Annotated in this window: 8 protein-coding genes and 1 pseudogene; 7 read left to right on the top strand and 2 right to left on the bottom strand. The window is 62.8% G+C overall.

What is annotated here, in order from left to right; translation table 11 throughout:
* The 4 genes and pseudogenes from C3418_RS22460 to C3418_RS22445 all read left to right on the top strand — a co-directional run.
* A pseudogene (locus C3418_RS22460) lies at window positions 1-74 on the top strand (IS200/IS605 family transposase); the annotation flags it as partial.
* A 342-nt stretch (window positions 75-416) separates the two neighbouring features.
* Window positions 417-713 (top strand): helix-turn-helix domain-containing protein, encoded by a 297-nt coding sequence (locus C3418_RS22455; protein ID WP_049832154.1) that lies wholly within the window; start codon window positions 417-419, stop codon window positions 711-713.
* A complete protein-coding gene (locus C3418_RS22450) occupies window positions 697-2,013 on the top strand; it encodes a HipA domain-containing protein (protein ID WP_005332142.1) in 1,317 nt (438 codons plus the stop codon). Before C3418_RS22455 ends, C3418_RS22450 begins: the two co-directional genes overlap by 17 nt.
* 98 nt (window positions 2,014-2,111) lie before the next feature.
* Window positions 2,112-2,354, top strand: a complete 243-nt coding sequence (locus tag C3418_RS22445) for a DUF3297 family protein (RefSeq protein WP_005332143.1) — start codon at window positions 2,112-2,114, stop codon at window positions 2,352-2,354.
* Window positions 2,355-2,632: 278 nt separating this feature from the next.
* Here C3418_RS22445 and C3418_RS22440 read toward each other — a convergent pair whose 3' ends face one another.
* Together C3418_RS22440 and C3418_RS22435 are read right to left on the bottom strand one after the other, a co-directional pair.
* The gene (locus C3418_RS22440) at window positions 2,633-3,061 is read right to left on the bottom strand and encodes a DMT family transporter (protein ID WP_041205391.1); all 429 of its coding nucleotides are present in this window, start codon (window positions 3,059-3,061) and stop codon (window positions 2,633-2,635) included.
* Window positions 3,062-3,071: 10 nt separating this feature from the next.
* Window positions 3,072-3,560 carry a DMT family transporter gene (locus C3418_RS22435; protein WP_081805658.1) on the bottom strand — a complete coding sequence of 163 codons (489 nt, stop codon included), beginning with the start codon at window positions 3,558-3,560 and terminating at the stop codon, window positions 3,072-3,074.
* Window positions 3,561-3,660: 100 nt separating this feature from the next.
* Here C3418_RS22435 and C3418_RS22430 point away from each other — a divergent pair, with 100 nt between their 5' ends.
* The 3 genes from C3418_RS22430 to C3418_RS22420 form a co-directional block, all read left to right on the top strand.
* A complete protein-coding gene (locus tag C3418_RS22430) occupies window positions 3,661-4,554 on the top strand; it encodes a LysR family transcriptional regulator (RefSeq protein WP_005332127.1) in 894 nt (297 codons plus the stop codon).
* A 149-nt stretch (window positions 4,555-4,703) separates the two neighbouring features.
* Window positions 4,704-5,807, top strand: a complete 1,104-nt coding sequence (locus C3418_RS22425) for a YdcF family protein (RefSeq protein WP_041205389.1) — start codon at window positions 4,704-4,706, stop codon at window positions 5,805-5,807.
* A gap of 123 nt (window positions 5,808-5,930) precedes the next feature.
* Window positions 5,931-6,118, top strand: a 188-nt coding sequence (locus C3418_RS22420; RefSeq protein WP_181023087.1) for a transposase domain-containing protein, incomplete at its 3' end; no start/stop codon positions are given.

The raw sequence follows: 6,118 nt of genomic DNA, 5'->3' as shown, positions 1-6,118 counted from the left end.
TTGCTTGCAGTGCTGGCGGGGCCACTATCGAAACGCTCAAGGCGTATGTGGCCTCGCAGAACACACCAGATTAGCTCCCCTTATATCCCCGCCCGATTGGGCGAGGGTTTACGGGGCAGTTGCTAAGATTCAATCTAGTCTTCAATTACTATCGGCATTACCATATGAATCTTTATTAAAAATTGACTTACGATGTGATCGGATTTAACTCCATACATCCAGACACTAGTCCCTACTCCACTGCGGAGGAGATAGTGTTGTAACTATGTGAATCGCCAACAGCTTTGTAGACTCCTCTACACTTTTATCTTGCAACCAGTACCAGAACCATCAAAAGTGCACCATCGTACACATTTGATTGATGTATTCTCACGCCATGGGTTAAGGTGTAACAACCTACACTTTTTTTCGTGATCATGATGGCAGACGCATCGTTGCAAACCGGCCCGAAAGAACTGGATCCCGCCTCCCTGGGGCTGGCGATACGCGAGAGACGCAAGGCCGCCAGGATGACCCAGGAGGTGACAGCCTCACTGTGCGGCATCTCCAAGAAGACCCTGATCAAGATTGAGAAGGGGGGGGATGTCTACCTCTCGACCCTGCTGCAGGTGATGAACGCACTGGGGCTGAGGTTGCAACTGGTGCAAGAAGCCGGGTCACAGGTAACGAGCGACAGCAGCCAATCAGAGGTCGGTGATGATGAGTGGTTCTGAGCGCCATCGGCTTGAACTTCGGCTGGGTAACCAGCTGATCGGCCATCTTGAATATGACTCCCAACGGGATACTTTTCAGCTCGGCTATACACCTGCATGGCAAGCTCGCGGCTTCCCGATCTCACCGCCGCTGGCGCTGGATGGTTCGGCCAGCAGCGCCCAGATCCGGGCGTATCTCGGCAACTTGCTGCCAGAAAATCGCGGGCTGGAGCACCTGATTGAAGCGCTATCTGTTTCGCGCAGCAATCTCTTTGCCCTGATCCACGGCATCGGCCGCGATGTCTCCGGGGCGGTCACCTTTACCCTGCCCGCAGAGCCCGATATTCCCACCCACTTTCGCCCCATCACCCCAGAGGAGTTGATGCTGCGGCTCGATCAGCCCGAGCTCTGGCCGCTGGAAGTCTGGGATGGTCGCCCCCGCTTATCGGTTGCGGGGGTGCAGGCCAAGCTCAACCTGCTGCGGCTCGAGGGGGCGCTGGGATTTGGCGAGGGTGAGATCTGTTCCACCCATCTCCTCAAGTTCGAGCACCATCCTCATCTGGTGATCAATGAGTTTGTGACCATGCGACTGGCCGCACTGCTGGGCATGCCGGTGGCACAGGTCGAACTGCACAGGGTCGGCCAAGGCGATAAGTCCCACCGAGGTTTGCTGGTAGAACGCTTCGATCGGCGTCTTGATGAAGATGGCTTGAGGGTTCGCCGTCGTCATATGATCGATGCCTGTCAGGGGCTGGGGTTTCCCGTCACCCGAAAATATGAACGCAACTTCGGTGACGGGCGGGATGTGGCCCATATTAGGGAAGGGGTGAGCCTGCCACGACTGTTCAGCCTCAGCGTCCTTTGTGTCAATCCGGCGCAGGCCAGACTGGACATGCTGCAATGGCTGCTCTTCAACCTCTGCGTCAACAATCACGATGCCCACGGCAAGAACTACAGCTTCTTCGTATCAAAAGCAGGGCTGATGCCCACCCCCTGGTACGATCTGGTCAATGTGGGGCTTTACCCCGAGTTCAACCAGCATCTGGCCATGGCCATCGGCGACGAGTTTGCTCCCGAGGCGGTCAACGCATGGCAGTTGCTGGAGATGGCCGAGGCGTGTGACCTGCCCAAACGCCTGTTGCAGCAGACCTTGCACAAGGTGGCCAGCGACATACTGCATCAGCTTGATGCCGCCATCGCCCTGGTCGAGACAGACAATCCCGCCGAGCTGGCTTATCTGGCGCGTTACAGAGACGACGTTGAGCGCCGTTGCCACCATTTTCAGGAGCAGGCGACGCTGTTGCCCGAGCTGCAACGGTAGCCGGACCTTGTCCACCCCAATTGGACGCAGCCCAGCCTTGAGCCCATGGCGGGCATTGCCTACAATGACCCACTTTTTATCACACTCAGGTCTATAAAATGAGCGACAACAAACCTGCACTGCCCGACCGTCTGGCGGCCAATCCGCGTAGCCCGCACCATGTGGCAGAGTGCTTCCAGCACGAGATCGGCATTCGCGTGAACGGCAAGGAGCGCACCAATGTCGAGGAGTACTGCATCAGCGAAGGTTGGGTGAAGATCCCCTCCCCCAAGGCCAAGGATCGCTACGGCAATGCCATGCTGATCACCGTCAAGGGCACCGTCGAGGCCTTCTACGCCTAAGCGGCCCTGACCGCGTGCCCCCTACAGGGGCGCAACTTTGTTATTTCAAAGCACCGGCCAAGCGCCGGTGTTCTGCGTTTTGGGCCGACCCTGGCTCATAGGCGGCCTCTCTTCCTTTGTTCTCCTTTGCCTTCCTTTACCTTCCTCCTCCCTTTCTTTCGCCTTTTTCCCTTCCGCCAGGGCCCTGATCCGGCTGGTATGCGGCCTTTTCGTCCAGGCAAGGCGGCGATCTTGTCATCCCTGCTGGTTTATCCGCACCATCACAGCACCGCTCATTCTCAGGAGCGTGGCTTGCCGGCCTGCCAGCGTTGCAGCGCGGCCCCCGCCAGCACCAGCAGGATGCCGAGCAGATCGCTCGCGGCCAGCCGTCCGGCCAGGGCATCGAGCAGTGCGCCCCCCGCCAGCTGGCCCGTGACGATGAGCAGGGCGCAGGCCAGGGCGCCGACACGGCCGATGGCCCAGCTGCTGATGGCGACGAAGAGCGCCCCCAGCACGCCGCCGAGCAGCAGCCAAGGATCGAGCCCGGCGAGCCGCTCCCAGGGCGCCCCCTTGAGGATGAGCAGGGCGCCGAGCAGCCCAAAGCCGAGTAGGTGGTTGGCGAGGGACGCCGTCATGGCGCCCCGGGCGCTGGCGAGGCGGCCATTGAGGGTGCGCGACAGGCTCACCGCCACGCCGTTGAGCAGTCCCAGCAGGATCAATATGGTCATGGTGTTTCTCCTAACCGAGCACGATAAGCAGGGCGCCGGCCATCACCAGCAAGGCGGCGAGCGCGTCCTTTCCCGAGGGGCGGCGGCGGGCCAGCCCGAGCCAGCCGAGGCCATCGCACAGGGCACCAAACAGCAGCTGGCCGAGCAGCAGCAGGGCCAGGGTGCCCGCCATACCGAGGGATGAGTTGAGGCACAGGGCCGCCAGCACCACGGTGAGCGCTCCCGGCAGGCCGCCGAGCCAGGCCCAGGGCGGGGCCGCCTCCGGCGTCGGGGGCCTTGGGGAGAGCCACCACAGGAGCGCGGCGACCAGGGTGCCGACCCCGTGGGCCAGCCAGCTCCCGAGCCAGGGGTCGGTGGCGCGGGCCAGTGCGCCGTTCTGGGCGATCATCAGCGCCAGCAGCAGGCCGGCGGCGAAGGCGGCCAGGGCGCCCAGGGTCTGGCCGAGTGTCTGGCCGAGGGCGGGGCGGCCGGGGCCGCGGTCAACAAGAGGGGGGATCATGGGATTGCTCCTTGGTGTCATTGGCGAGCAGGGTAAATTGTTTTTGATTCGGGGATAATCTACCCTTCCGGAACAACATTGTTTCCATATTGAGAACAGCATGAACCAGGATGCCTTCGCCCTGCTCCCGGCCTTCGTCGCCGTGGTGGAGTCGGGCAGTTTCTCCGGCGCCGCCCGCCAGCTCGGCCTCAGCAAGTCGGTGCTGAGCAAGAAGGTGAGCCAGCTCGAGCAGGCCCTCGGCTGCCAGCTCATCTATCGCACCACCCGCTCCCTCACCCTCACCGAGGCGGGGGAGCGCTACTTCGAGACGGTCCGCCATGCGGTGCGTCTGGCCAGCGACGGGGAAGATGCCATCGGCGCCCTGCAATCGGCCCCCCGCGGCCTGCTGCGGGTAACTGTGCCCATGGTCTATGGCCGGCGCCACATCGCCCCCCTTGTCCCCGAGTTTCTCGCCCTCCACCCCGAGGTGCAGTTGCAGCTAGAGATGAGCGACGCCCAGCAGGATCTGGTGGCCGAGGGGTTCGACGTGGCGGTGCGCATCGGCGAGCTGGAGGATTCGAGCCTGGTCGCCCGCCGCCTCGCCCCCTGTCTCAGCACCCTGTGCGCCGCCCCCGCCTACCTGGCGCAGGCCGGCACGCCCCACACCCCGGCCGATCTCGAGCGCCACAACTGCCTCTTCTACTCCCTGTTTCGCGGCGGCACCCAGTGGCGCCTGCACGGGCCAGAGGGAGAGGTGGCCATCACCCCCAGGGGCAATTTCGAGGTCAACAACAGCGATGCCATCCACACAGCGCTGCTGGCGGGGCTCGGCATCGGCAACATGCCGGACTTCATCGTGGCGCGGGATCTCGCCGCCGGCCGACTGGTGCCCGTGCTGCCGGGCCATGCCCTGCCCGAGCACGGCGTCTGGTGCGTCTATCCCAGGCGCCGCCACCTGCCCGCCAAGGTGGAGGCCTGGCTCGCCTTCCTGCAGGAGCGGCTGGGGCTGCGCTGAGGGGCGCCATCGGGATAACCGGAACGGTTCACGTTTTTTCATCGGGAAAGGAGTAGAGTAGGCAGCAAACCAAGCATCTGTTTTTATTGGAAAAGCATTCAGGGGACGAGCCACGGCATCGCACCCCTCACCCCAGGTGGAGCCCCATGATGAAGAAAACCGCGATTGCCCTGACCCTCACCAGCCTGCTGACGCTGCCGCTCGTTGTCTCATCCGATGCCTGGGCCGCCCCGGTGCGCTCCCTGCAAAAGGAGCAGAATTACGAGCAGTTCATCAGCAAGCGCCAGGTGGTGGATCAGCTGCTGGCAGACGCCGCACGCATCTTCCACTCCCCCGCCCGGGTCTCAGATGCCGGCTTCACCGCCAAGATGCCGAGCAACATGGAGCAGGTGACCACCCTGCTGCTGGAGGCCCACCAGCTCGAGCCCTATCGCACCGATCTGCTCATCTCGGCGGCCAACGCCCAGATCTACAACGGCAACGTGGAGAGGGCCATCGCCCTGTTCGAGCAGGCCCTCACCGCCGCGCCGGACGATCTGGACATCAACACCTATCTCGCCACCTGGCTGCGCTTCAAGGGCGATCAGACCAAGTCCGATGGCTACGTCAAGCGGGTCGTCGAGCTCAATGCCGGTCGCGCCGCGGATTTGCAGCGGCTGTTCGCCACCGTGGACAGGGTGGTCGCCACCCCCCTCAAGGAGCGTCAGGGACGGGGCGAGAAGAAGGGGCGCCGCGCCATCGTCACTCTGGGCTATGCCCTCAATCCCGATGGCTCCATGAACGATATCCTGCTGGGGCGCCTCGAGACCACCCGCGCCCTGGCCCAGGCCGATCCGGCGGCCCTCGTCATCCTCACCGGCGGCGTGCCCCAGAACCGCCAGACCGAGGGCAAGCTGATGGCGGACTGGCTGGCGAAAAAGGGCATCGACCGCTCCCGCATCATCGAGGAGAACTACGCCACCAGCACGGTGGAGAACGCCCTCTACAGCGGCTATGCCCTCGCCCGCCACGAGATTGAATACGCCACTCTGGTGAGCTCGGCGAGCCATGTGCGCCGGGGCCAGACCCTGCTGGAAATCGCCTGCTGGCAGAGCGGCCCGGCCAATATCCGCATCGACAGTGTCGCCTACCCGGACAAGCCCCTCTCCGCCCTGGCCAAGGCAAGCCCGGAGGAGCTGCTCGGCATCTACCGCGACGCCCTGCGCACCTATGGCCTCTGGAGCTACCGCTCGGCCCCGCTGATCGAACGCTGATCCCATGGCATGACGCCCAGCAAAAAGCCCGCCATTTGGCGCAATGCTGATCAGTTAAGGATCCATTGACCGATCCTTCTGCTGTAGGACAATCCGGAACCAATCACTGGTTCCGGATTTTTTATGTCTATTGCAAACGATCTGAACGATGTTGTTGAGGCATCTGGCGACATGCTGGCTCGGCTGGCCATTTTTGCCGACCATATTCCCGACGAATGGATTACTGCCGCTGCCGCCTTGTCTGAAAAGGCCACTATCCGCCGACGCCGCTTACCTTCTGATATGGTCTTGTGGCTCGTCGTGGGGATGGC

Origin of the sequence: Aeromonas sp. ASNIH8 (assembly GCF_002919855.1) — a bacterium.
Taxonomy (GTDB): domain Bacteria; phylum Pseudomonadota; class Gammaproteobacteria; order Enterobacterales; family Aeromonadaceae; genus Aeromonas; species Aeromonas caviae.
Note: the sequence above shows the minus strand (reverse complement) of the source record. Positions and strands in the feature narration are given on the sequence as shown.